Raw genomic sequence first — 21,545 nt, 5'->3', positions numbered from 1 at the left:
CACCCGTTCCCATCCCGAACACGGAAGTTAAGCTCTTTAGCGCTGATGATACTTGGCGGGAAACTGCCTGGGAAAGTAGGACGTCGCCGGGTTAGGTCAACCGCAACGAATTCCCGAATTTATGTGAGCGATAGCGAACTGATAAATTGGAGAATGAGACTGCGCTACATATGGATTGAAAAATCCAGGGTTGTTCCGAGGTAGCTCAATGGTGGAGCAACCGGCTGTTAACCGGTAGGTCGTGGGTTCGAGCCCCACCCTCGGAGCCATTATAGCATGATAATAGGGCCACTTAATGGCAGTAAGATCATCGTCGCGGGATAGAGCAGTTGGAAGCTCGTCGGGCTCATAACCCGGAGGCCGTTGGTTCGAATCCAGCTCCCGCTACCAAAAAAATTAAGGCCCTATGGTCAAGCGGTTAAGACACCGCCCTTTCACGGCGATAACCCGGGTTCGAATCCCGGTAGGGTCACCATTTTAATTAAGAATTCATGGGAGCTTAGCTCAGTTGGGAGAGCATCTGCCTTACAAGCAGGGGGTCATAGGTTCGAGCCCTATAGTTCCCACCATAATACAATTAAAAATTAAGATTGCGGCCTGGTAGTTCAGTTGGTTAGAATGCCAGCCTGTCACGCTGGAGGTCGAGGGTTCGAGCCCCTTCCAGGTCGCCACATGCTGGTGTAGCTCAATCGGTAGAGCAACTGACTTGTAATCAGTAGGTTAGGGGTTCAAGTCCTCCCACCAGCTCCAATTTTGAAATTAAACTTATGTTATAAATAAGGAAGAGTTCCCGAGTGGCTAAAGGGGACGGACTGTAAATCCGTTGGCACCGCCTTCATTGGTTCGAATCCAATCTCTTCCACCAATTTTGCGGAAGTGGCTCAGTGGTAGAGCATCGCCTTGCCAAGGCGAGGGTCGCGAGTTCGAATCTCGTCTTCCGCTCCAATTAAACATTACTTCATTATGCGGGTGTAGCTCAATGGTAGAGCCCCAGCCTTCCAAGCTGGTCGCGAGGGTCCGATTCCCTTCACCCGCTCCAAATTATATTATGGTGGATATGGCCTAGTTGGTTAGGGCGCCAGATTGTGGCTCTGGAGGTCGTGGGTTCGACTCCCACTATTCACCCCATTTTAATTTAACATGGCGCTATAGCCAAGTGGTAAGGCAAAGGTCTGCAACACCTTGATTCTCCAGTTCAAATCTGGATGGCGCCTCCAAAATTCCGCACCGTTAGCTCAGTTGGATAGAGTGTTCGGCTACGAACCGGAAGGTCGTGGGTTCGAATCCCTCACGGTGCACCAATAGCAACACAAGTAAAGACTCATCATAGTGGGTCTTTTTTATTTTAAACGATAGAAGCAGGTCAGGCTTTAAATATCCTGTACTCTATTACTATTTAGAAATTGACTATGACAATATAAGTATATATAATACTATAATAATGCTGTTGTATTCTCCTTAAGCATGAATAACAGATTAACATAGAAAGTGTATCAATAAATTAATTTTAGATATTTTCAAGATGTATTCACCCTGTTTTGAAATTATTTATTAAATTACTATAAGGAGTAATGTATGATTGATGGAAAATTAAAAAAACAACCGCCATCCATTGATGAATGGCTCAAGGAAGCAAAAAAAGATCCGACATCTTTACAGGAAGGGATGTTTTTAGTTCATAATGGCGTTGTGCGCCAAACCCCCAAGGTTAAGGTGCGTGAGGGTATTGATGACGGCTCCTTGGTAAAAGGTATGGAATTTGCATATGATGCTGCTAAGGTTGAAGCAGCCGTAGCTGAAACCTATAAGATGAATGGAATTTTTTGTGTTAAAGTTTGGCTGAATGAAGGGCATCTTCAGCTGGGTGATGACATAATGTATGTGCTTATAGGAGGCGACATCAGACCACATGTTGTTGATGCTCTGCAATTTCTGGTAGGAAAGATCAAAAGCGAATGTGTTACTGAAGTCGAAAATAAATAGAACACAGGAGAATGAAGTCGTCTTGTTGTAAATAAACTTTTTTATTTAATAAGATTAGACATTATATTATAGGGTAAAAATAACTTATGATAAAATATCAAACATGCAACATATTTTTCTGGTGAAAGGAGCGGATAATTTATGAAACCGCTAAATATCGCTTGTTCAAGAACAGCTATGGCTTATGTACTGTCAGGCAGAGATATCATATTAGTTGAAGAGACAGATTTTACGGATATTGCAGCAGTTGTATTGATGGATTTGGATTTAGATCTAAAATGGATTCAAAAGGTTAAAAATACAAATTTCGGTATTCCGATTATTATTATTGCAAGAAAAGATGATAAAATAAAACCAAACTTGCTGGAAAAGGGATATACAATACTTGATGGAACTATAGAAAATTTAGAAAAGAACAGCTATAAGATTGAAAAAATTGCCAGTGATTATCAGGAAAAAGTATTGCCGCCTTTCTTCAGGTCATTAGCTAATTATATGGAAATGCACAATGTAAAGTTTAATTGTCCCGGACATCAGGGAGGGCAATATTTCAAGAAACATCCTACGGGCAGGTACCTGTATGATTTCTATGGTGAGAATATTTTTCTTACTGACATCTGCAATGCGGACGTTGCACTGGGAGATCTGTTGATTCACGAAGGACCTCCTGCAGATGCTCAGATTAATGCCGCAAGAATTTACAATGCAAATAAGACATATTTTGTAATGAACGGTACAAGCACAGCCAATACAATCACCATCAATGCATTGGTTGCACCTGGGGACCTTGTGCTTTTTGACAGAAACAATCATAAGTCTGTATACACAGCGGCTTTGATGCAGGCAGGCGGCAACGCGGTATTCCTGGAAACGGCACGTAATCCATTTGGATTTATCGGAGGAATAGACGAACATTGTTTTAATGAAGAATATTTAAGAGATAAGATAAGAAAGACTGACCCGGATAAAGCTGATGCTGAAAGGCCGTTCCGTCTTGCTGTAATCCAATTGGGAACATATGACGGAACAATATACAATGCAAGACAGGTTGTGGATAAGATCGGAAAGCTTTGCGACTATATCCTCTTTGATTCTGCATGGGTTGGATATGAGCAATTTATTCCTATGATGAGAGACTGTTCACCGCTATTGTTAGAGCTTAATGCGAATGATCCCGGAATTTTTGTTACACAATCTGTTCACAAACAACAAGCAGGCTTTTCTCAGGCTTCATATATTCATAAAAAAGATAATCACATCAGAAACCAAAAGAGATACATCGATCATAAACGATTTAACAATTCATTCAGAACATATGCAAGCACAAGTCCTTTCTATCCGCTGTTTGCATCTTTGGATGTCAATGCAAGAATGCAGGATGGAGAAGCAGGCAGGCACTTATGGGCTGAATGTGTTAAAACAGGCGTTGATGCAAGAAAAGAAATCATTAAGAGATGTAAGCTTCTAAAACCGTTTATACCTCCTGTTGTAAGGGGTAAGAACTGGGAAGAATATGATACTGAGGAAATAGCAAATTCAATTGAATTTTTTGAATTCAAGCCCGGTGAGAAATGGCACTCTTTTGAGGGCTATGGGGAAAAGCAATATTTTGTTGATCCTAATAAATTCATGCTCACAACTCCTGGCATCAATGCTGAAACCGGGGAATATGAGGAATTTGGAATACCTGCTGTCATACTTGCAAATTACTTGAGAGAGAGCATGATAATTCCTGAAAAGAATGACTTCAATTCAATATTGTTCCTGATGACACCTGCAGAAACCCGCGAGAAAATGGAAATACTTGTTACGCAATTAGAAGATTTCGAAAAAATCATCAGAGAAGATGTACCTATCAGCGAGGTGCTTCCGGAGCTTTACAGGAAACATGAAGAACGCTACAAGGATTATACAATAAGACAATTATGTCAGGAAATGCATGACTTCTACAGAAGCAAGGATGCAAAGGTGTGTCAAAAACAATTGTTCAGAGCAGATTATTTCCCAGAACGCGCAATAACTCCATGGGAAGCTGATAATGAACTTACAAGGAACAATGCCAAATTGGTAAAACTTGATGATATCCTCGGTGAAATAGCATTGGAAGGTGCTTTGCCTTATCCTCCAGGAATTTTCTGCGTAGTTCCCGGAGAAAGATGGAATGAAGTTGCCCAAAAGTATTTTCTCATACTTGAAGAGCTCATTAACAAATTTCCTGGATTTGCGCCTGAAATTCAAGGCGTTTATCTGGAAAAGGAAAATGGATATATTAGAGGATATGGGTATGTATTAGATAGAAAAAAAGCTCAAGAGTAAATTGAAGAATTTTAATAGCTCCGAAATTGTCGGAGCTATTTTTTTGCATAAAGAAAAGTGTAATCAATAAAATAATTATTGTAATTTGGAAAAATAAGTATAGAATTATTGTACAACTATGTAGGGCAAGATAACAATACAGATAAATGGGAGGAAGTATGAGTTACATATTTCAAATTGTAGAAACCGAAAAACAACCTGTTCTGTCAGTAAAGACAACGACATCTGTAAGAAACCTGCCTAATCTTGTAGGCACAGTCTATGGTTCTATTGTAAACTATATTGTTGAATGCGGCCAGGAGCCGTTGGGGCCTGCTTTCATTGCTTATTACAACATGGATATGGAAAATCTTATTGTGGAAATCGGATTTCCTGTTGGAAAGGAGATTGAAGGAAAAGGAGACATAACTCTAAGAGATATTCCTGCCGGTAAAAAAGCAACAGGCTTTCACAAGGGAGCTTATAGTGAAATGAGTCCTCTTTATGAAAAATTGACAAAATGGATAAGCCAGAAGGGGTATGAACCCACCGGTGTGGTCTATGAATACTACTATAATTCTCCGCAGGAAATACCGGAAAGCGAGCTTCTTACAAAGGTAGAGTTTCTGCTTAAATAATGTCTGCAGATTTCATACCAACTAGGTTTGAGTGGTGGTAATATGAGCGAAATGAAAAAAGAATTGATTGCACCATGCGGCATGAACTGCAGACTATGCATCGGATATCAAAGAGAAAAAAACAAGTGCGCAGGATGTCGCAATGAAATTGACATAAAATATGTAACGAAGGGCAGTATAAGCTGTATTATTAAAAATTGCCCTGAAATAAAAAACAGCCAGTCAGGATTCTGCTTTGAATGTGAAAAGATACCCTGCAGAAGGCTTAAACAGTTAGACAAGAGATATAAAACAAAATATCATATGAGCATGCTTGAAAACCTTAATTACATAAAGGAACATGGCATTGATAAATTCCTTGCCAATGAGGAATTGAGGTGGAAGTGTCCTAACTGCGGAAATATAGTATCCGTACATAGGACAACATGTCTTGAATGCAATGAACAAGTTAAATAAATTCATGAATAAGAATATATCAAAAAAGATTGTGTTAACACACAGTCTTTTTTTTAGCAATATTTTAAAAGCATAAACTGAATTTTACTATACAACATGTGAATTTTGTTAATTGTGAAAATATTGGTAAAGTGCTATAATTCAAAAAATGATTAATCATATGCAGCTGTAGAAAAAATTAATAGTTACAGAAAGGGCGAATGTTATGAAAATAAACAGAAACTATGTAATTGTTCTTTTGATTTTATGTACAATAGGGCTGATTGCATGTTCTCCGAAGGTTGAAACTTCAGTGCCTCAAAAGGAGGAAACCTACACAGCCAAAGCTGCTGGTTTTGCTGGAGATGTTGAAGTCAGTTTAATAATAAAAGATGGTAAATTAGTATCAGTAAAAGCAACAGGAGAAAAAGAAACACCTGATCTCGGTGGTAAGGCATTGGAAATATTAGCAGCAAATATGCTGGCTGAAAATTCTATTGATGTTGATGTGATGTCCGGAGCTACTATGACATCAAATGCTGTTCTTGAAGCTGCAAAACTGGCTTTGAGTGAATCAAAAATCACACTTCAAAAGATAGAATCTGCCAATGAAGCTTTTAGTTTTACTCCGGGAACATATACAGGAGAAGCATATGGAAAGTGGGATAAAGATAGCAAGGAAGGATACAGATTCGGTTCTCCAAATCCCATAACACCAATGTTAGCAACTGTCACTGTTGAAAAAGACAAGATTGTTTCAATCAACATAACCAATATTTCTGAAACACCTGGTTTTTATGAACCAGTATTGGAAAATATGGTGCCTGAAATAATTAAATATCAAACTCTAGGAGTTGATACAATAAGTGGCTGCACCATGACGAGCAAGGGAGTCATTCAGGCGGTGGAGCAAGCACTTGTTAAGGCAGGTGGTGATCCTGTTAAGCTATACAGCAAAGTCGAAGCAAGTAATGAAGTTGAAGAGTATCATACTGATGTTGTAGTAATCGGCGGCGGCGGCAGCGGTTCTGTTGCAGCGTTGGCGGCGTCAGAAGCAGGCGCTGGAGTAATAGTTCTGGAAAAGACCGGGAAAGTAGGCGGTATGAGTGTACTAACCACAGGTTTTATTGCCCCTGAAAGCCAGGTGCAGCAAGAGAACGGTTCAACTGTAACATCAAAGGATTTATTTGATGAGTTTACAAACTATAATTATGGGACAGCCAACAATCTTCTTGTCAAAACAATCTTAGATAAAGCAGGAAGTACTGCTGATTGGTTAATAGAACATGGATATAAAGTTAAACCCAGTGCTAATGGAATTACGGTTGATACAGGAAAAGGTCAGGAAAAAGTAGATAATTTATATAAAAACTACATTACAAAATCCAGTGCTAATAAACTGTTGCCGCAGACTAGAGCAGATGAGCTCTTGTTCGATGAGAACAATAAAGTGGTTGGAGTACATGCAATAAAAAAAGACGGCACAGAAGTGAATGTTTATGCCGACGCGGTAATTATCGCTACAGGCGGATTTGGCGGCAACAAAGAGATGCTTAAAAAATATACAGGTTCTGACAGGTATTGGCTATCCGGTCTTGAAGCATCAAGTGGAGACGGAATCAATCTGGCACTTTCTGCCGGAGCGGACTTATCTCCTGAGCTGTTCCCTCATATAACAGAATTTGCTGCAAATGCAGATGTCGACTTTAATGATTACTATTTTAAATATTTGAACTATGCAGGTTTATTACAATTGAATTCATCAGGTCATCGGTTTATGAATGAAGAGTGGTGTATAACACAGCCATTGGCAAAAGGAGCTTCATCAATTCGAACAGTAGGTTCATTTTGGGTTGTGTTTGACCAAAACACATATGATACAATTAAAGAAAAAGGGTTATCGGGTCTATTCACGTCTGAAGAAACTGAATTTCTAAAAAATGAACATAACTGGCGACCACGAGCCCTTGATCCGTTTGGAGATTTGATGGAAATTGAAATGAATCGTGCTAAGGAGGCTGGAGCAGCATACAGCGCTGACACACTGGAGGATTTAGGAAAGGAAGCAGGATTTACAGTAGATGAATACATGGAAGAAATGAAAAGATATCAGGCCTTTATCGAAAAAGGCATTGACGAAGATTTCAATAAAAATTCGATGTTCCTAACCCCTATTGACAAAAGCCCGTTCTATGCTGTGAGAATGGAACCAGCTATATTTGGAACTCTCGGCGGCGTGCGCGTCGATGAAAAAATGCGTGTATTAAACGAAGATTTAAAACCAATAGCAGGTTTATATGCAGCCGGACAGGATGCAGGAGGCATGTATGGATATCCATATTATGAAACACCGGGAACAACTCAGGGATATGCATATAATTCCGGAAGAATCGCAGGAGAGCATGCAGCTGAATTCATTAAATAATTAAACAATAAGCAAGATAAAGGAAAGTTCTGTTGCATGAACTTTCTTTTGCTTGTATAATGAAGTGAGGTGATTTAATGAGCATTATTTTATCAGAAGACACTTATGAAGCCATTGTTTCTTATGCAAGAAGCAATATGCTAAATCTTATAGCAACCGGTTCTCCGGCAACTTCAGTTTTTCGGGGCCAGGAAAGGACAGGTATTAAAATTACTGGTAATCCTGCTCATTTTTGCTTATTTGCCTCTGGTTATGATGAAGAATATTTATATTCTATTGGTAAAGATAAAAATGATAATGTGTCTATTTTTAATAATATATGCAAAGATCTAAAAGCACTTCAAAATAACTCTGATTATTTATTTGAGCCATTTTATCACAATGGAACAAAACAGCCTATTATTCTAATAAATTTGCCTGATAAGGAAACTGAAGAATTCAGAAAAAAATTGCTTTATGATATTCATAAAATTATTGAAGAAGCTTATAAATGTAATCTGCAGGATTTATTTGAAGATAATTTTGTCTCAGCTGTCACTGCTGACTTTTATGACTTTGGTATAAAAGTTAGAAGGGATTTTGATTTAGCTGTCAAATTTGTTAATGATTACCGATTTTTTCTTAAACAATTCAAGGTCATAGATGAAAAAATAAGATTAGTTCCGCTTAAAAATATTGATGAAGCATCCATTGCTATGCAGGTCTCAATATCCAAAGAAGCGGTAAATAACGGCAAACCTGAATCAATTGAGACCACATTGCATCATCTTTTTACCGATATGATTAAGCCCACCATGTCAAAACAGTCTTGCTTGTTTGCTATGAAATTGCTAAATGAAACGATCAAACATTTTCAATCAATATTTGGCAATAACCTTAGTGAATTAAGAATGGAGGACTATGCATCTGTAGAGGAACTTCAACAGGAATACCTTAAGTTATTTGTAATGATTAATGGCAAAATAGAACGGATGAAAAATAGTTTAGACAAGGAAATTGGTGAGACGATACATTATGTTGAGAAACATTATAAGGAGCAGCTTAATCTTGCAGATATTGCAAAATATATAGGATTTAATAAAAATTATCTGTGTACAAAATTTAAGAAAGAGACGGGTGTAACTATTCATCAATACATTGTTGAAGTTCGTATGGATCACGCTAGAAAACTGCTGGAAAACAGCAAAGAACCTGTCGATTCGGTGGCATATAAATCTGGATTTGAAAATGCTCTATACTTCAGAAGTATATTTAAAAAACACAATGGTTTGACTCCGACGGAATATCGCGAATACTACAGGATGACCATCAATAATACTAAGGTTGACGTTCTTTCTGATTTGAAGTATTGTTAATCATAAACAAACTATATTTTTTGTCGATATAATCTATATATGACTTAAGAAAAAGTAATCAACTAAGGTTATATCTTGGAGGGAAAATGAAAAAGGAATATCTAGAGGTACTTGGAAATTTGATTGGTATATTTCAAAATTTAGTGACAGCAGATTTTAATATTGCTGTAAGCGACACAGAAAAGATTGTAGCAGCAAGTCCCGGAAAAACAATAAATTTAAATCTTCATAATGGTGAAATTCTTAAGGAAGGTTCAGTGGCTATGGAAGCCATAATTTCTGGGAATCCGGTTATAAGACAGGTTCCTCGTGAAGTTTACGGAGTTCCATACATGGGCAGGGCGATACCCTTATTAGATGATAATGAAGTTATCGGCTGTATCATAGTTGCTGAATCATTAGATGCAAAAGAAAAACTGATAGATATGGCTCAAAATTTATCAACAACAATAGAACAGATAACTGCAGCAATGGAAGAAAATGCAGCAGGATTAGAAAAGGTAGCCAGCTTAAGCCATCAAATGGAACAGGTTTCAGAGGTTAATCTGCAATCTGTCAATGAAACGGATAAGATTGTTGATTCTGTTTATAACATAGCAAGACAATCCAAGCTTTTAGGTTTTAACGCTTCAATAGAAGCAGCACATGCAGGAAATGCAGGACGAGGATTCACTGTTGTTGCTTCTGAAATAAGTCAATTAGCTGAGAACAGTACTAACTCTACAAAAAAGATAACAGATATATTAGAAAAATTGAAAACAGAAAATGGTAAGGTAAACAAGACAAGCCAGGAATTATCCTTGATATTAACCCAAATAGCAGCCGCTACCGAGGAAGTCAGCGCAGCAACTCAATCATTGACACATATGTCATCAGAATTGGTAGATATGGCTGAAAATTTAATATAAGAATAGACAGTAGGGATATTAGGGGACTGCTCTTTATGATTGACAGTATTTATCAATCGCTAAGAACTGTCCCCTCTGACATGTCAGTCAATAAAGTAGCCGATGGAATTGAAGATGTCAGCTAAACCTTTCATGTTTAATATTCTGATTTCCTTGTATTGCTGGGAAATAAGATTTTTTTCTGCAAAGCTCTTCAATAACCTCGTTACAGAAACCCTGTTCATGCCAGTCAATAAAGCAATCTGTTCATGCGTATATTGAACCACATCACTGCTGCTGTTGGCATACAGAAAATAAGCAAGCTTTTCATTGTTTTTCATAAAGCGATTGCAGCATATGTAATTTGATAGCACGATTATTTTGTTGATAAAGAACTCCATCAGGTTCAGGATTGATACTTTGTTTTTTATGCATTTTTCCAAAAATAAACTTGCGTCTATGGAGTATAGGTGAACATCCGTTACGGAATCTACGCTGATCTTGCGTTTCTGAATACTGGACAGCGATTCACTGCCGATAAGCTGATTTTCATCTACGTAAAAGAGTGTTATTTCATCACCGCATTCATTGAGACAGTAAGTTCTTACACGCCCTTTTATAATATAGTATATCTTATCAGTAGAATCACCCTTTTGGAAGATTATTTCACCTGGAGAGTACTTGTGAGCCTGTCCGTATAGCTTGAATATTTCAGCAACATTTAGTTCTATGTTTGTATTTTCCTGTATCATGCAACACTCCATTTATAATAGTAATTTTGTAAATGTAACTTATGCTACAATTTATTATTGAAATTTATATTATTATATCACAAAGTAGTAAAAAACGTTTACATATTTTTGAAAAATTCAACATTTTTACATGAATGACTATTATTTAAAGAGGTGAATAAATCTTATGAGTAAAACTATGAAATGCATCGTCAAAGCCAGTGCAGGTCCTGGAAACCTGGAACTGTGGGAGAAGCCGGTTCCGGCACCTAAAGATGGAGAGGTTCTCGTAAAGGTACACTTAACTGCTATTTGCGGAACAGACATTCACATTAAGGATTGGGAAGAATTTGCCCAAAAACGTATGTCTCCCCCAACTACCATCGGTCATGAATTCTGCGGTGAGATTATTGAGGTTGGACCTGGTGTAAGTAAAGAAAGAATCGGACAATTAGTGTCAGCCGAAAGTCACATAGCATGTCACAAATGTTCCTTATGTCTGGATGAGAAAGAGAATCTTTGCGTCAATACAAAGGCCATAGGTGTTCATGTAGATGGCTGCTTTGCCGAGTATGTGACAATACCTTCAGAAAATGCATATATCTGCAATCCTGCTGTTTCAGAGGAGAACAATGCAATGCTTGAGCCTCTTGGCGTTGCTGTACATGCTGCGACGAAAGTTGAACTGGGAGGCAAGATTGTGGCAATAACAGGCTGCGGTCCCATAGGTCTTATGGCTGCTACGGTTGCCAAGAAACTTGGTGCTGCAAAAGTTATATGTGTGGAACCTAACAGTTACCGTGCTGAAGCAGCATACAAGATGGGGGCAGATCTGGTTATAGATCCAATAAACTGCGACATCGTAGATGAAATGCGAAAGGAGTCTGAAGGCCTTGGACCGGATGTGGTGCTGGAATTCTCAGGCAACGTAGGAGGAATCCAGGCGGCGACAAAATATATTCGTGCCGGCGGTTCTATAGTGGTGGGAGGATTGCCTAACCGTGAAGTTCCTCTAAATTTTACAGAAACATTTTATCGTGGAGTTAATCTGATCGGAATAAGCGGACGTGAAATGTATCATACCTGGAAAGTTATGAAAGGACTGCTTGACTCAGGCATGGACGTATCCGGCTGCGTAAGCCATATCCTGCCTATGGAAGAGTTTGATAAGGCATTTGAACTTTTGGCATCGGGACAGGCACTGAAAATTTTGCTTAGGCCTTAAGATTTATTTACATAAGAATCATTCAGGTCATTAAAAAAGAAAAGTTGTTTAAAAAATTTAATAAGAAATATAAAGGAGGAACACAATGGCTTATTCAAAGGATTTTTTAACTGAGCTCTATAAAGAATTAGTGAAATTAAGATTGTTTGAAGAAAAGTTAGTAGAGATTTACGCTCTGGGAAAAGTTCCCGGACATATTCACAGCGGAGTAGGTCAGGAGGCTACATTCGTAGGAACCCTGGCAACAAGAAAACAAGGAGACTATTACAAGATTTCTCACAGACCTGTTGGTACAGCAAACATTGTTGGAGTTCCATTAAATACGGTATTCTCTGAAATTATGGGTAAGAGAGACGGTAATTCAGGCGGAAGAGGCGGAGTAAACCATGTGGCTTTACTGAGCAAGGGAATGCTTGGCTTTTCCGGAACTCTAGGCAGTGACATGGCTGTAGGAGTTGGCGCAGGCCTTACTATAAGAAAAAATAAAACTGACAATATGGTATACGTATTTTTCGGAGACGGAACTGCAAACAGAGGCGCTGTTTATGAAGCAATCAATCTTGCTTCTGTGTGGAAACTTCCGGTGCTCTTTATTTGCGAAAACAATCAGTTTGCCATTTCCACTCACGTTTCAGAAGCTTCACCAGTTAAAAATCCGGGAGCAGACAGAGCTGCCGCATATGGAATACCTTCAAAAATAGTAGACGGCACAGATGTGCTCGATGTATATGAAGGTGCCAGGGAACTTGAAGAATACGTAAGAAGCGGAAACGGTCCTGCCATACTTGAAGCAAAATCATACAGATGGAGAGGCCATTTTGAAGGTGACCAGATGAAATATCGCGATGCAGCCATCACTGAAGAATGGATGAAAAAAGACTGCGTTGAAAAACTGGAAAAGTATCTTTTGGAAAACAATTTAATCACAGAAGATGAAATCACTAAAGTTCGTGAAGACATAAATGCTGAACTGGATAAAGCCATTGAATTTGCGGAGGCAAGCCCTGCTACGCCTGCGGAAGAAATTTACGAATATTTGTATGTTAAATAATGAGGAGGAATTAATATGCTGGTAACTTACGGACAGGCAATTGGCGATGCCATAAAAGAAGAAATGCGTAAAGATGATAATGTAATTTTATATGGCGAAGATGTTGCACAAATGGGAAATATTTTTGGTATAACAAAAGGTATCCTTGAGGAATTCGGGTCTGACAGAGTAAAAAACACACCTATTGTTGAAACTGCCATAATCGGAAGTGCCATCGGAGCTGCCGTTACAGGACTCAGACCATGCGTTGAACTTATGTATGCAGACTTTTCACTGGTTGCATTCAACGAGCTGTTCCATTGCGTAGGCAAATGGAGATACATGCATGGACCTGAATTTAAACTTCCGCTGGTTGTAAGAAGTGCAATGGGTTCTTCCTTTGGTGCAGGAGCAGAACATTCAAACTGCCTTGAAAGCTTGTACATGCATGCCACCGGACTTACAGTTGTGAGCCCTTCATGCGCTTATGATGCAAAGGGACTTCTTAAAACTGCCATTCGTTCAGATGACCCTGTACTTTTCTTTGAGCATAAACAGCTTTATCAGACAAAAGAAAATATTCCGGATGAAGAGTACACAATTCCTTTTGGTGTTGCAGATATTAAAAGAGAAGGAACAGATGTAACTGTAATCGCTGTGGGCCTCATGGTGAAGAAAACGCTTGAAGCAGCTGAAATCCTTGCACAGAAGGGTATCAGCATTGAGGTTATCGACCCGAGAACTCTTGTTCCTTTTGACAAGAAGACTGTTTTCGAGTCTTTGAGAAAGACACACAGGGCTGTTGTTGTTGAAGAAAGCAACAAGACTGCCGGCATAGGTGCCGAGCTGGCTGCCATGCTTCAGGAAGAAATGTATGATGAGCTGGATGGACCAATTGTAAGGGTTGCTGCACTGGATGTTCCTCTGCCGTACAATATCGGTCTGGAAAAATATTGTATTCCTGATGCTCAAAAAATAGTATCTGCTGTGGAAAGTTTGTTTTAGATGAAGATGAATCCAAAAAAGGAGGAAAGTTAACGCTTCAATCGTTAACAACAAAAAATATGAGTGTAGAATTACTAATGCCCAGAGCAGGTTTAACTATGGTTGAAGGCACCATAGTGCAGTGGAAAGCTGAAGAGGGCGCCTTGGTTAAAAAGGGTGACTCAATTCTTGAAATAGAAAATGAGAAGACAACTATGGATTTTGAGTGTACTGCAGACGGCTATTTGCACATTGTAGCCAAACCCGGCGAAGTGGTTGCAGTAGGCAACGTGACAGCTGTTGTTGCTGAAACATTGGAAGAATACAACAGCCTTGCAAAGATTCCAGGAAATGGTTTTGCTGCAGGTGAGGCAAGCATCGTGCCGGCGGCAGGCCAAAACCGTAAAGCAGAAACGGAAGTTCATTCACCGTCTGTAACAAGCAGCGGACACGTGAAGGCAACAGGGCTTGCCAAGAAGCTTGCTGCTTCAGCCGGAATTGATATAAAAAATGTAAAAGGAACAGGACCTAACGGACGAATTGTTGCCAAGGACATTGATGATTACGTTAACAGCATGGCAGCTGCAAAACCTGACGATGCTGATTACGGCAGGACTGCGGAAACAGCCGGTGCTGCGCAGTATGAGCAGTGCGGGGAGCCTCAAGTCATACCATTGACAGGGGTAAGGCGTTCCATAGCAAAAAATATGTATGAAAGCCTTCAGAACATGGCACAGTCATCAGCAGCAGTTGAGGTTGATGTGACAAAGCTGAATGAATTGAGACAAGTACTTTTGGAAAAGAAGGAGTTTATCGGATGCAAGGTTACCATGAACGACATTCTTGCCATGGCTACAGTTAAGATATTAAAAAAACATCCGATTGCCAACGCCACCTTTGACGGCAAAGATATCACCACGTATCCCTATGTGAATCTTTCTGTGGCTGTAGGTGCAGAAAGCGGCCTTCTGGTGCCGGTATTAAAAAATGCCGACAGAATGACGCTGTCGCAGCTGAGCAACAATCTTAAGGATCTTGTGGAAAGAGCCAAAGACGGAAAATTGGTAAACGGCGAGCAGTCAGGCGGAACATTTACAATATCAAATGTCGGCATATTTCCAATCGATATTGCAACTCCAATAATAAATCCGCCGCAGGTTGCCATCATGGGATTCGGACGAAGCGTAAAAAAGATGGTTGTGGTTGATGATGCGCCCTGCATAAGAACTATGATGAATATATTTATTACGTTTGACCACAGGGTGTTTGACGGCCTTGAGGTAGGCAGGATTCTGTATGACATGAAGGAATACATTGAAAACCCTGAGTTGATTACGGTGTAAACATAGTATCATTACGGAATTTGGAGGTTTTTATGAAAAGTGCAAAGGGAAAAATTAAAAACGTGTATGCTGTAAGGCTTGAAGCAGGCGAAGATGTTATTGAAGGCATCACAAAGGTCTGCGACCAGTATGGCATAAAGCACGGAGTCATTGTTTCCGGAATCGGAAGTCTCAGCAGAGCTTCATTTTTTGATCCCACCCCGTTTCCTGATAAGCCCCATGGATATGGATACGGCAATCCAATAGTGATGGAAGGCGGTATCGAATTGATCAGCCTGTCCGGTGTTATCTGCGAAAATGATGAAAAAAACGTCTCTCTTCATATACATGGAACATTTGCCGACGGTGAAGGCAAAGCATACGCCGGACACCTGACCGACAGAAATCACGTTCTTATAACAGTGGAGATAGTCATCGGAGAATTTGAAGATATTTACATGGCCAGAAAACTTGATAAGAAAAGCGGCATGATGCTGTTTTCACCAATACAAATATAATTTTGGGGACGGTTTGAATTAAACAAACCGTCCTTGTTAATTTATTAATTTCTTTGTGGAAAAATGTACTTTAATATTATATAATATAAAAAAGAGTGAAAACTTAAGAAAATTTGGAGGAATATTATGAAGGTGAAAGTCTGTGTAGGTTCAAGCTGTACATTGTTGGGTTCAATGGGAATTTTAGATCAGATAGATGACTTGAAGGACATTATTAGCGAAGATGCAGACAGTTATAACGATGAAGAGTTGGAAGTAGAAGCAATCAAGTGCTTGGGATATTGTAAAGAAACAGCTGAAAAAGTAGCACCTGTAGTAGTTATAGACGATGAAATTATATATAATGCAACGAGCCAGGCTGTAATGGAGAAAATTGTAAACAAGATGAGAAAGTGACAGAACATAATTCTGTATAGGAGGAATTATATGAAAGAAAGCTATGTTAATCTAATCAATATCAGAAGGCAGGTTTTTGCAAAGATTGCAAAGATGGCATATGATGGTACTGATTTACGTGAATTGGAGAAATCATCTTTCGAGATTTTGCCTGGAGAGGTAGCTATATATAGAGACAGTATATTCAGAGAGAGAGCAATAGTAGACGAGCGCTTAAGACTGACAATGGGTTTGGATGTAAGAAAACCAACTGAATACCACCGTGTAACGGACGGAATTTCTGAAGCAGATGTTGATGGAACTCAATTGGTTGAGCCACTGGTAAATATCATCACCTTTGCGTGTGAAGCATGTCCCACTAAAGCATTTTATGTGACGGACAACTGCAGGAAGTGCCTATCCCATCCCTGCACTAACGTTTGTCCCGTGAATGCAGTTTCTATCGGAAAAGACAGAGCAATAATAAATAAGGATAAGTGTATTAAGTGCGGCAGGTGCAAGGAAACATGTCCATACAGCGCAATTGTGAAGTATGAAAGACCATGTGCAGAAGCCTGCGGTGTTAATGCAATAGAAAGTGATTATTTAGGAAGAGCGCAAATCAATGCAGACAGATGCGTATCTTGCGGGAATTGCATTATTCAGTGCCCTTACGGAGCAATTTCTGATAAGTCTCAAATATATCAGCTGGTCAAATCGCTTAAAAGCAACAACCATATGTATGCTATAATAGCTCCGTCATTTTTAGGGCAGTTCGGACCACTGGCGTCTCCCGTACAGGTATTTGAGGGTATAAAACAGCTTGGATTCGAAGATGTGGTGGAGGTAAGTCTGGGAGCTGACATAACAACCTTGCGCGAAGCAAAAGAATTTCTTGAAAGGGTACCTGAAGAAAATCCTTACATGGGTACAAGCTGCTGCAATTCCTGGACGATAATGGTTGAAAAGCTGTTTCCGGACCAGTACCAGTATATTTCTGATTCCGCTTCCCCAATGGTTGAGACTGCAAAGTATATAAAGAGTAAGGATCCGGAGGCAAAAATAACATTTATTGGACCTTGTATTTCTAAGAAATTGGAAGCATTAAGAGAAGATGTAAAGGATTATGTGCATTTCGTAATAACATACGAGGAACTGATGGGTATGTTTGTTGCTAAAGGAATAGAATTGTCGGAAATAGAGGTATCCAAGGAAATTCAGGATGCTTCCACACTGGGACGCGGCTATGCCATAGCAGGAGGAGTAGCTGAGGCAGTAAAAAATACCGCTTTAAAAATAGACCCTTCAAGGGAAATAAATGTAGAAGGTGCCTCTACCCTCCATGAGTGCGTAAAGCTTATGAGGCTGGCAAAGGCAGGAAAAAAGAATGGGTACCTGCTTGAAGGAATGGCATGTTTGGGCGGATGTATCGGCGGACCCGGTACTATTGCTTCACTGAACAGAGTCAAAAAGGCAGTGACAGAGTTTAAAAATCAATCAGCATATAAAACTCCCTTTGAAAATGACATTATTGATGAAAAATTAAAATAAATAAATTAAGTGGGCGGCTGGGCCGCCCGCAATTCTTAATGCAGTGTTATCTTTACTTACTTAAATTCACAGTCTCGCAATATGCCAGCTCTATTCCTTTTTGAAGGTCTTCAAATTCCGTCCACTCTTCAGGACAGTGGCTTCTTCCGCCTCTGCTGGGCACAAAAATCATTCCAACCCTGGTAATATCAGCCATCACCATTGCATCGTGGCCTGCGCCGCTGAGCATCATCTGCTTTTTAAACCCCAGTTCATCACAATACTTTGACAGGTCGCCCACAATCTGCTCATCCATCTTGACAGGCGGAGCGAATAGTTTTTGTACTGTCTGAATTTCGCAAGATGTTTCTTTGTTTAACAGGTTTATAATTTTATCCTTCACCTCATTGATGCATTCAACGTTCCTGGAGCGAATGTCTACAGTGAACGTGACCTTTGACGGCACAATATTTGCAGCGCCTGGTTCAAGCTCGAGTATTCCTATTGTTGCAACAGTGCCTTCGCCTGCTTCAAGGGCAAATTTGCTCACATTTGCAATAACAGGCGCAGCAGCATCAAGAGCGTTTTTCCTCATGGTCATTGGAGTGGTGCCGGCATGGTCAGGTCTTCCGATTACCGTAACCTCGATTTCTTCTATACCAACTATGTACTCCACGATTCCCACATCCGCTTTTGTGTTTTCGAGTATGGGACCCTGTTCAATGTGAAGCTCAAGAAAAGCCTTCACAGTTTCTTTTTTCCTTGTTGCCTGTTCTATTTTATCAGGGTCAAACCCGAAATCTTTCATTGCTTCTGCAATTGTTATTCCGTCATTGTCAACATATTTGTCCAGTGTTTGTCTCGTAACCTTGCCGGTCATGGCTCTGCTGGCAAATAAACCTCCTCTGAATCTGCTTCCTTCTTCCTCTATCATGGCAATGAACTCTACGGGATACTTAGGTTTAATGTTGTTTTCTTTGAAGACTCTTGCAATTTCAAGAGCGGTAACTACTCCTGCATTTCCGTCGAATATACCTCCGTTTCTGACGGAATCATAGTGAGAACCGATCATGACAGCCGGTCCGCCCTCAATTTCTCCCTGAAGTTTTCCCAAAATTGTGGCCGCACTATCCTCATAAACCAAAAGACCGGCTTCTTTCATCTGCTCTTTGATATATTCTCTGGCACCTCTGTCTTCCTTTGTAAAAGAAAGTCTGGTAAGACCCTTTTCCGGTGTAGAATTAAATTTTGACAACTGTAAAATATCGTTTTTTATTCTTTCCAAATTTGTTTTTATAGCAGTAGCCCCCTTAATAAAAGTAATTTTGCAAAGTCTCTTGAATAATTCATGACTATTACAAGTATTTTAAAATTACTGAATTAAGAAGTCAATTGTTTTTTACCGGAAAGAACCATCCCCTATGTCACCAAGTGTCAAATGGTAATATCTTTGATAACTGTCATATATAGTACTTTGACTTTAGAAATGAAATATGTGAAAATTAATTGATGTGTATAATGCATACATTTATGAGACATCAAAGGAGGACTATAATGATTAAAAGAAAATTATCGTTAATGTTGGCAACAGTTATGATAGCTGCGCTGTCTATACCAAATTTGGCATTTGGTGTTGATTACACCGGACATTGGGCCGAAGAAACCATACAGGAATGGTTTGACAGCGAAATAATCAAAGGATACGAAGATGGTTCATTTAAGCCTGACAACTCTGTTACAAGAGCAGAATTCATGACAATGGTAAACAGTGTCTATGGGTTTGAAGATTTGGCTGAAATTAATTTTTCAGACGCTGCGGCTGAAGACTGGTATTATGTTGAAATTCAAAAAGCTGTAGAAGCAGGATACATCGTTGGTGACAATGATGATACTGTAAGACCTGCAGATGAAATAACAAGACAGGAAGTTGCTGTTGTCATTACAAGATTAAATGAGCTTGAACAAAATGATGATGTTACCATGTTCGATGATAAAGGCGAAATATCAGAGTGGGCTGTGGGATATGTGGGAGCAGTTGCCGAAGCTGAATATATGATTGGGGACGATAAAGGATATTTCAACCCTGGTAATGCTATTACACGAGCAGAGGCTTTGGTAACATTAGACAGATCAATAACATACTGGGTTGAGTATGCTTTTATCAGTGAACTTTCTATTGAAGGTGCAGAATTAGAACAATCATTTGCACCTGGAACAACCACATACAGCGCAATAGCTGCAGATGGTGCAACAGAAGTCACTATTTCAGTGTATGTAAGCGCGGATACTGAAATAAGCTTCACTTCTGACCTGGCTGATTCGGAAATCCAGGTAACTACTGCTTCAGCGATAGAAGGTGGAGTAATCTATACAGCTAAAGCAGCATTATCTGATTCTGAAGATACAGTTATAACCATAACAGCATCTCAGGAAGGTTTAGAGGACGGAATTTATACAATCACAATTAAGAATGAAGCTGCCGAAGAAGTTAATGAAGACCAATTAACAGAAGACGTTAACGAAGAAGATGCTGCATCGGAAGATGTTACAGAAGAAGCTGAAGATATAACAGCAGAAATAACCGAAGAAGCATCAGAATTATAATATTATAGGAGCTTTCGCAAAACTGCGAAGGCTCTTTTATTTTTGACGGTTTTTGTACAATCATCTTAAGAAGAACCATTACGTGTGGTTATATTGTGGAGACAGACAGCATAACAATAGACAGTGGGGTGGTAAAAAGTTAAGCATATGTGTACCTGGTTTATAATTTCGCTGCCGGACATAGTGCTGGATGATTGGCTGAGATTCTGGATTTTTGAGGAAGAAAAACGCATTGCAAATTAATGTGACCAGGTAAAATCTTGCGGCTTAATTACGTTTGTCGTAAATTGTCAAACAGTAATAAAATATCACCCAATTGTTTAAATACAAATTTCAGGGGTATAACGCACTTAAGAATAATATGTGAATTATTTTTAGAATGTTTAGCATATGATTTAAGTGGATAAGTCTGATGTATTTGGTGTACAGCAAAGGAGGCTGGTTGTCCTGGATAATGCAGAGATTCATTCAAAGTTGCTTGGCATATTGAAATCGGTTGATAATATATGCAAAAAAGAAAACATTGCATACATGCTGACACAGGGAACGTTGCTTGGTGCCATCAGGGAAAAGGGTTTCATACCATGGGACATCGAAGATGTTGATATTATGATGCACAGAAAAGACTACAATGTTTTTATAGCTTATTGCAAAAAATACCCGGATGATTTGTTGTTTTTTCCGGGACGTGACGACGATGTTTATGGAATAGTTCCACGACTTAAGTTCAAGCAGAATCCTGAAATATTTGCAGAAATATTTTTGATTGATCGGGTGCCTGAAAATTTAATAAAGCAGTATTTTAAATACTTTATCCTGATTCTTTTGAGAGGCATGTTGAGTTTAAGTTCAAACATACCAACTGACAATACAACCGTAGCAATGAAAACAAAGTATTTTGGGATGTGGTGCCTAAGGCTCCTGGGCAGATTGTTTGATCGTGAAACCAAACAAAATTTCTATACCAAGGCAAGTCAGTATTTCAGTGATAAGGATTGTAGCTGGGTTTTTTTCAGCAATGAAGCTATGCAAAAAATGACTGTGAAACTGGATAAAAATCTTCTGAATGAAACGTTAAGAGTTCCTTTCGAGGACACAGAACTGCTGGTTCCGAAAGAATGGGACAGCATTTTGAAGTTATACTACGGAGACAGCTACATGGTGCCAAAACGCGAAAATTATAAGATGTAGTCAGGTGTATTGTTTAA

18 protein-coding genes, 12 tRNA genes and 1 rRNA gene are annotated in these 21,545 nt (G+C 39.3%); 29 read left to right on the top strand and 2 right to left on the bottom strand.

Features of this window, described 5'->3' with window-relative positions; genetic code table 11:
• From rrf to AAGU76_RS17600, 20 genes are all read left to right on the top strand, one after another.
• Window positions 1–92, top strand: a 5S ribosomal RNA gene (gene rrf, locus AAGU76_RS17695); the annotation flags it as partial.
• A 102-nt stretch (window positions 93–194) separates the two neighbouring features.
• Window positions 195–269: transfer RNA gene (locus AAGU76_RS17690), tRNA-Asn, on the top strand.
• Window positions 270–314: 45 nt separating this feature from the next.
• Window positions 315–390 (top strand) — tRNA-Met (locus AAGU76_RS17685).
• A gap of 10 nt (window positions 391–400) precedes the next feature.
• A tRNA-Glu gene (locus AAGU76_RS17680) sits at window positions 401–475 on the top strand.
• An 18-nt stretch (window positions 476–493) separates the two neighbouring features.
• Window positions 494–569, top strand: a tRNA-Val gene (locus tag AAGU76_RS17675).
• A 25-nt stretch (window positions 570–594) separates the two neighbouring features.
• Window positions 595–671: transfer RNA gene (locus tag AAGU76_RS17670), tRNA-Asp, on the top strand.
• Window positions 672–674: 3 nt separating this feature from the next.
• Window positions 675–750 (top strand) — tRNA-Thr (locus AAGU76_RS17665).
• Window positions 751–780: 30 nt separating this feature from the next.
• Window positions 781–865 (top strand) — tRNA-Tyr (locus AAGU76_RS17660).
• Window positions 866–870: 5 nt separating this feature from the next.
• Window positions 871–945: transfer RNA gene (locus tag AAGU76_RS17655), tRNA-Gly, on the top strand.
• 20 nt (window positions 946–965) lie between these two features.
• Window positions 966–1,039, top strand: a tRNA-Gly gene (locus AAGU76_RS17650).
• 12 nt (window positions 1,040–1,051) lie between these two features.
• A tRNA-His gene (locus tag AAGU76_RS17645) sits at window positions 1,052–1,128 on the top strand.
• 14 nt (window positions 1,129–1,142) lie between these two features.
• A tRNA-Cys gene (locus tag AAGU76_RS17640) sits at window positions 1,143–1,217 on the top strand.
• A gap of 7 nt (window positions 1,218–1,224) precedes the next feature.
• A tRNA-Arg gene (locus AAGU76_RS17635) sits at window positions 1,225–1,301 on the top strand.
• A gap of 274 nt (window positions 1,302–1,575) precedes the next feature.
• Window positions 1,576–1,983, top strand: a complete 408-nt coding sequence (locus AAGU76_RS17630; protein ID WP_342486843.1) for a molybdenum cofactor biosynthesis protein MoaE — start codon at window positions 1,576–1,578, stop codon at window positions 1,981–1,983.
• 141 nt (window positions 1,984–2,124) lie between these two features.
• On the top strand, window positions 2,125–4,299 hold the full coding sequence (gene speC, locus AAGU76_RS17625) for an ornithine decarboxylase (protein ID WP_342486842.1): 2,175 nt from the start codon (window positions 2,125–2,127) through the stop codon (window positions 4,297–4,299).
• 158 nt (window positions 4,300–4,457) lie between these two features.
• Window positions 4,458–4,916 (top strand): GyrI-like domain-containing protein, encoded by a 459-nt coding sequence (locus AAGU76_RS17620; RefSeq protein WP_342486841.1) that lies wholly within the window; start codon window positions 4,458–4,460, stop codon window positions 4,914–4,916.
• 42 nt (window positions 4,917–4,958) lie between these two features.
• The gene (locus tag AAGU76_RS17615; RefSeq protein WP_342486840.1) at window positions 4,959–5,372 is read left to right on the top strand and encodes a DUF3795 domain-containing protein; all 414 of its coding nucleotides are present in this window, start codon (window positions 4,959–4,961) and stop codon (window positions 5,370–5,372) included.
• Between the two features lie 205 nt (window positions 5,373–5,577).
• On the top strand, window positions 5,578–7,776 hold the full coding sequence (locus AAGU76_RS17610) for an FAD-binding protein (protein ID WP_342486839.1): 2,199 nt from the start codon (window positions 5,578–5,580) through the stop codon (window positions 7,774–7,776).
• Window positions 7,777–7,853: 77 nt separating this feature from the next.
• A complete protein-coding gene (locus AAGU76_RS17605) occupies window positions 7,854–9,131 on the top strand; it encodes an AraC family transcriptional regulator (protein ID WP_342486838.1) in 1,278 nt (425 codons plus the stop codon).
• Between the two features lie 86 nt (window positions 9,132–9,217).
• Window positions 9,218–10,039 (top strand): methyl-accepting chemotaxis protein, encoded by an 822-nt coding sequence (locus tag AAGU76_RS17600; protein WP_342486837.1) that lies wholly within the window; start codon window positions 9,218–9,220, stop codon window positions 10,037–10,039.
• A gap of 83 nt (window positions 10,040–10,122) precedes the next feature.
• On the opposite strand, the gene AAGU76_RS17595 is transcribed toward AAGU76_RS17600, so the two are convergent.
• Window positions 10,123–10,770, bottom strand: a complete 648-nt coding sequence (locus AAGU76_RS17595) for a Crp/Fnr family transcriptional regulator (RefSeq protein ID WP_342486836.1) — start codon at window positions 10,768–10,770, stop codon at window positions 10,123–10,125.
• 166 nt (window positions 10,771–10,936) lie between these two features.
• Here AAGU76_RS17595 and AAGU76_RS17590 point away from each other — a divergent pair, with 166 nt between their 5' ends.
• From AAGU76_RS17590 to AAGU76_RS17560, 7 genes are all read left to right on the top strand, one after another.
• Window positions 10,937–11,974: an alcohol dehydrogenase catalytic domain-containing protein gene (locus AAGU76_RS17590; protein ID WP_342486835.1), complete on the top strand. Its 1,038-nt coding sequence runs from the start codon at window positions 10,937–10,939 to the stop codon at window positions 11,972–11,974.
• 85 nt (window positions 11,975–12,059) lie between these two features.
• On the top strand, window positions 12,060–13,025 hold the full coding sequence (locus AAGU76_RS17585) for a thiamine pyrophosphate-dependent dehydrogenase E1 component subunit alpha (RefSeq protein ID WP_342486834.1): 966 nt from the start codon (window positions 12,060–12,062) through the stop codon (window positions 13,023–13,025).
• Between the two features lie 15 nt (window positions 13,026–13,040).
• Window positions 13,041–14,009, top strand: a complete 969-nt coding sequence (locus AAGU76_RS17580) for an alpha-ketoacid dehydrogenase subunit beta (RefSeq protein ID WP_342486833.1) — start codon at window positions 13,041–13,043, stop codon at window positions 14,007–14,009.
• Window positions 14,010–14,068: 59 nt separating this feature from the next.
• The gene (locus AAGU76_RS17575; protein WP_342486832.1) at window positions 14,069–15,331 is read left to right on the top strand and encodes a dihydrolipoamide acetyltransferase family protein; all 1,263 of its coding nucleotides are present in this window, start codon (window positions 14,069–14,071) and stop codon (window positions 15,329–15,331) included.
• A 32-nt stretch (window positions 15,332–15,363) separates the two neighbouring features.
• Complete coding sequence (locus AAGU76_RS17570; RefSeq protein ID WP_342486831.1) at window positions 15,364–15,828, top strand: PPC domain-containing DNA-binding protein; 465 nt, start codon at window positions 15,364–15,366, stop codon at window positions 15,826–15,828.
• A gap of 126 nt (window positions 15,829–15,954) precedes the next feature.
• Window positions 15,955–16,224: an NAD(P)H-dependent oxidoreductase subunit E gene (locus AAGU76_RS17565; protein ID WP_342486830.1), complete on the top strand. Its 270-nt coding sequence runs from the start codon at window positions 15,955–15,957 to the stop codon at window positions 16,222–16,224.
• A gap of 30 nt (window positions 16,225–16,254) precedes the next feature.
• Window positions 16,255–17,754: a 4Fe-4S dicluster domain-containing protein gene (locus AAGU76_RS17560; RefSeq protein ID WP_342486829.1), complete on the top strand. Its 1,500-nt coding sequence runs from the start codon at window positions 16,255–16,257 to the stop codon at window positions 17,752–17,754.
• A gap of 52 nt (window positions 17,755–17,806) precedes the next feature.
• On the opposite strand, the gene AAGU76_RS17555 is transcribed toward AAGU76_RS17560, so the two are convergent.
• Complete coding sequence (locus AAGU76_RS17555) at window positions 17,807–19,018, bottom strand: M20 family metallo-hydrolase (protein WP_342486828.1); 1,212 nt, start codon at window positions 19,016–19,018, stop codon at window positions 17,807–17,809.
• Between the two features lie 269 nt (window positions 19,019–19,287).
• Here AAGU76_RS17555 and AAGU76_RS17550 point away from each other — a divergent pair, with 269 nt between their 5' ends.
• Window positions 19,288–20,337, top strand: coding sequence for an S-layer homology domain-containing protein (locus tag AAGU76_RS17550; RefSeq protein WP_342486827.1), 1,050 nt, complete (start codon window positions 19,288–19,290; stop codon window positions 20,335–20,337).
• A gap of 399 nt (window positions 20,338–20,736) precedes the next feature.
• Entirely contained in the window at window positions 20,737–21,528 is a 792-nt protein-coding gene (locus AAGU76_RS17545; RefSeq protein ID WP_342486826.1) for a LicD family protein, read from the top strand.
• The last annotated feature ends 17 nt before the right edge of the window (window positions 21,529–21,545 follow it).

This window comes from Sedimentibacter sp. (assembly GCF_038562225.1).
Classification (GTDB): Bacteria; Bacillota; Clostridia; order Tissierellales; family Sedimentibacteraceae; genus Sedimentibacter.
Note: the sequence above shows the minus strand (reverse complement) of the source record. Positions and strands in the feature narration are given on the sequence as shown.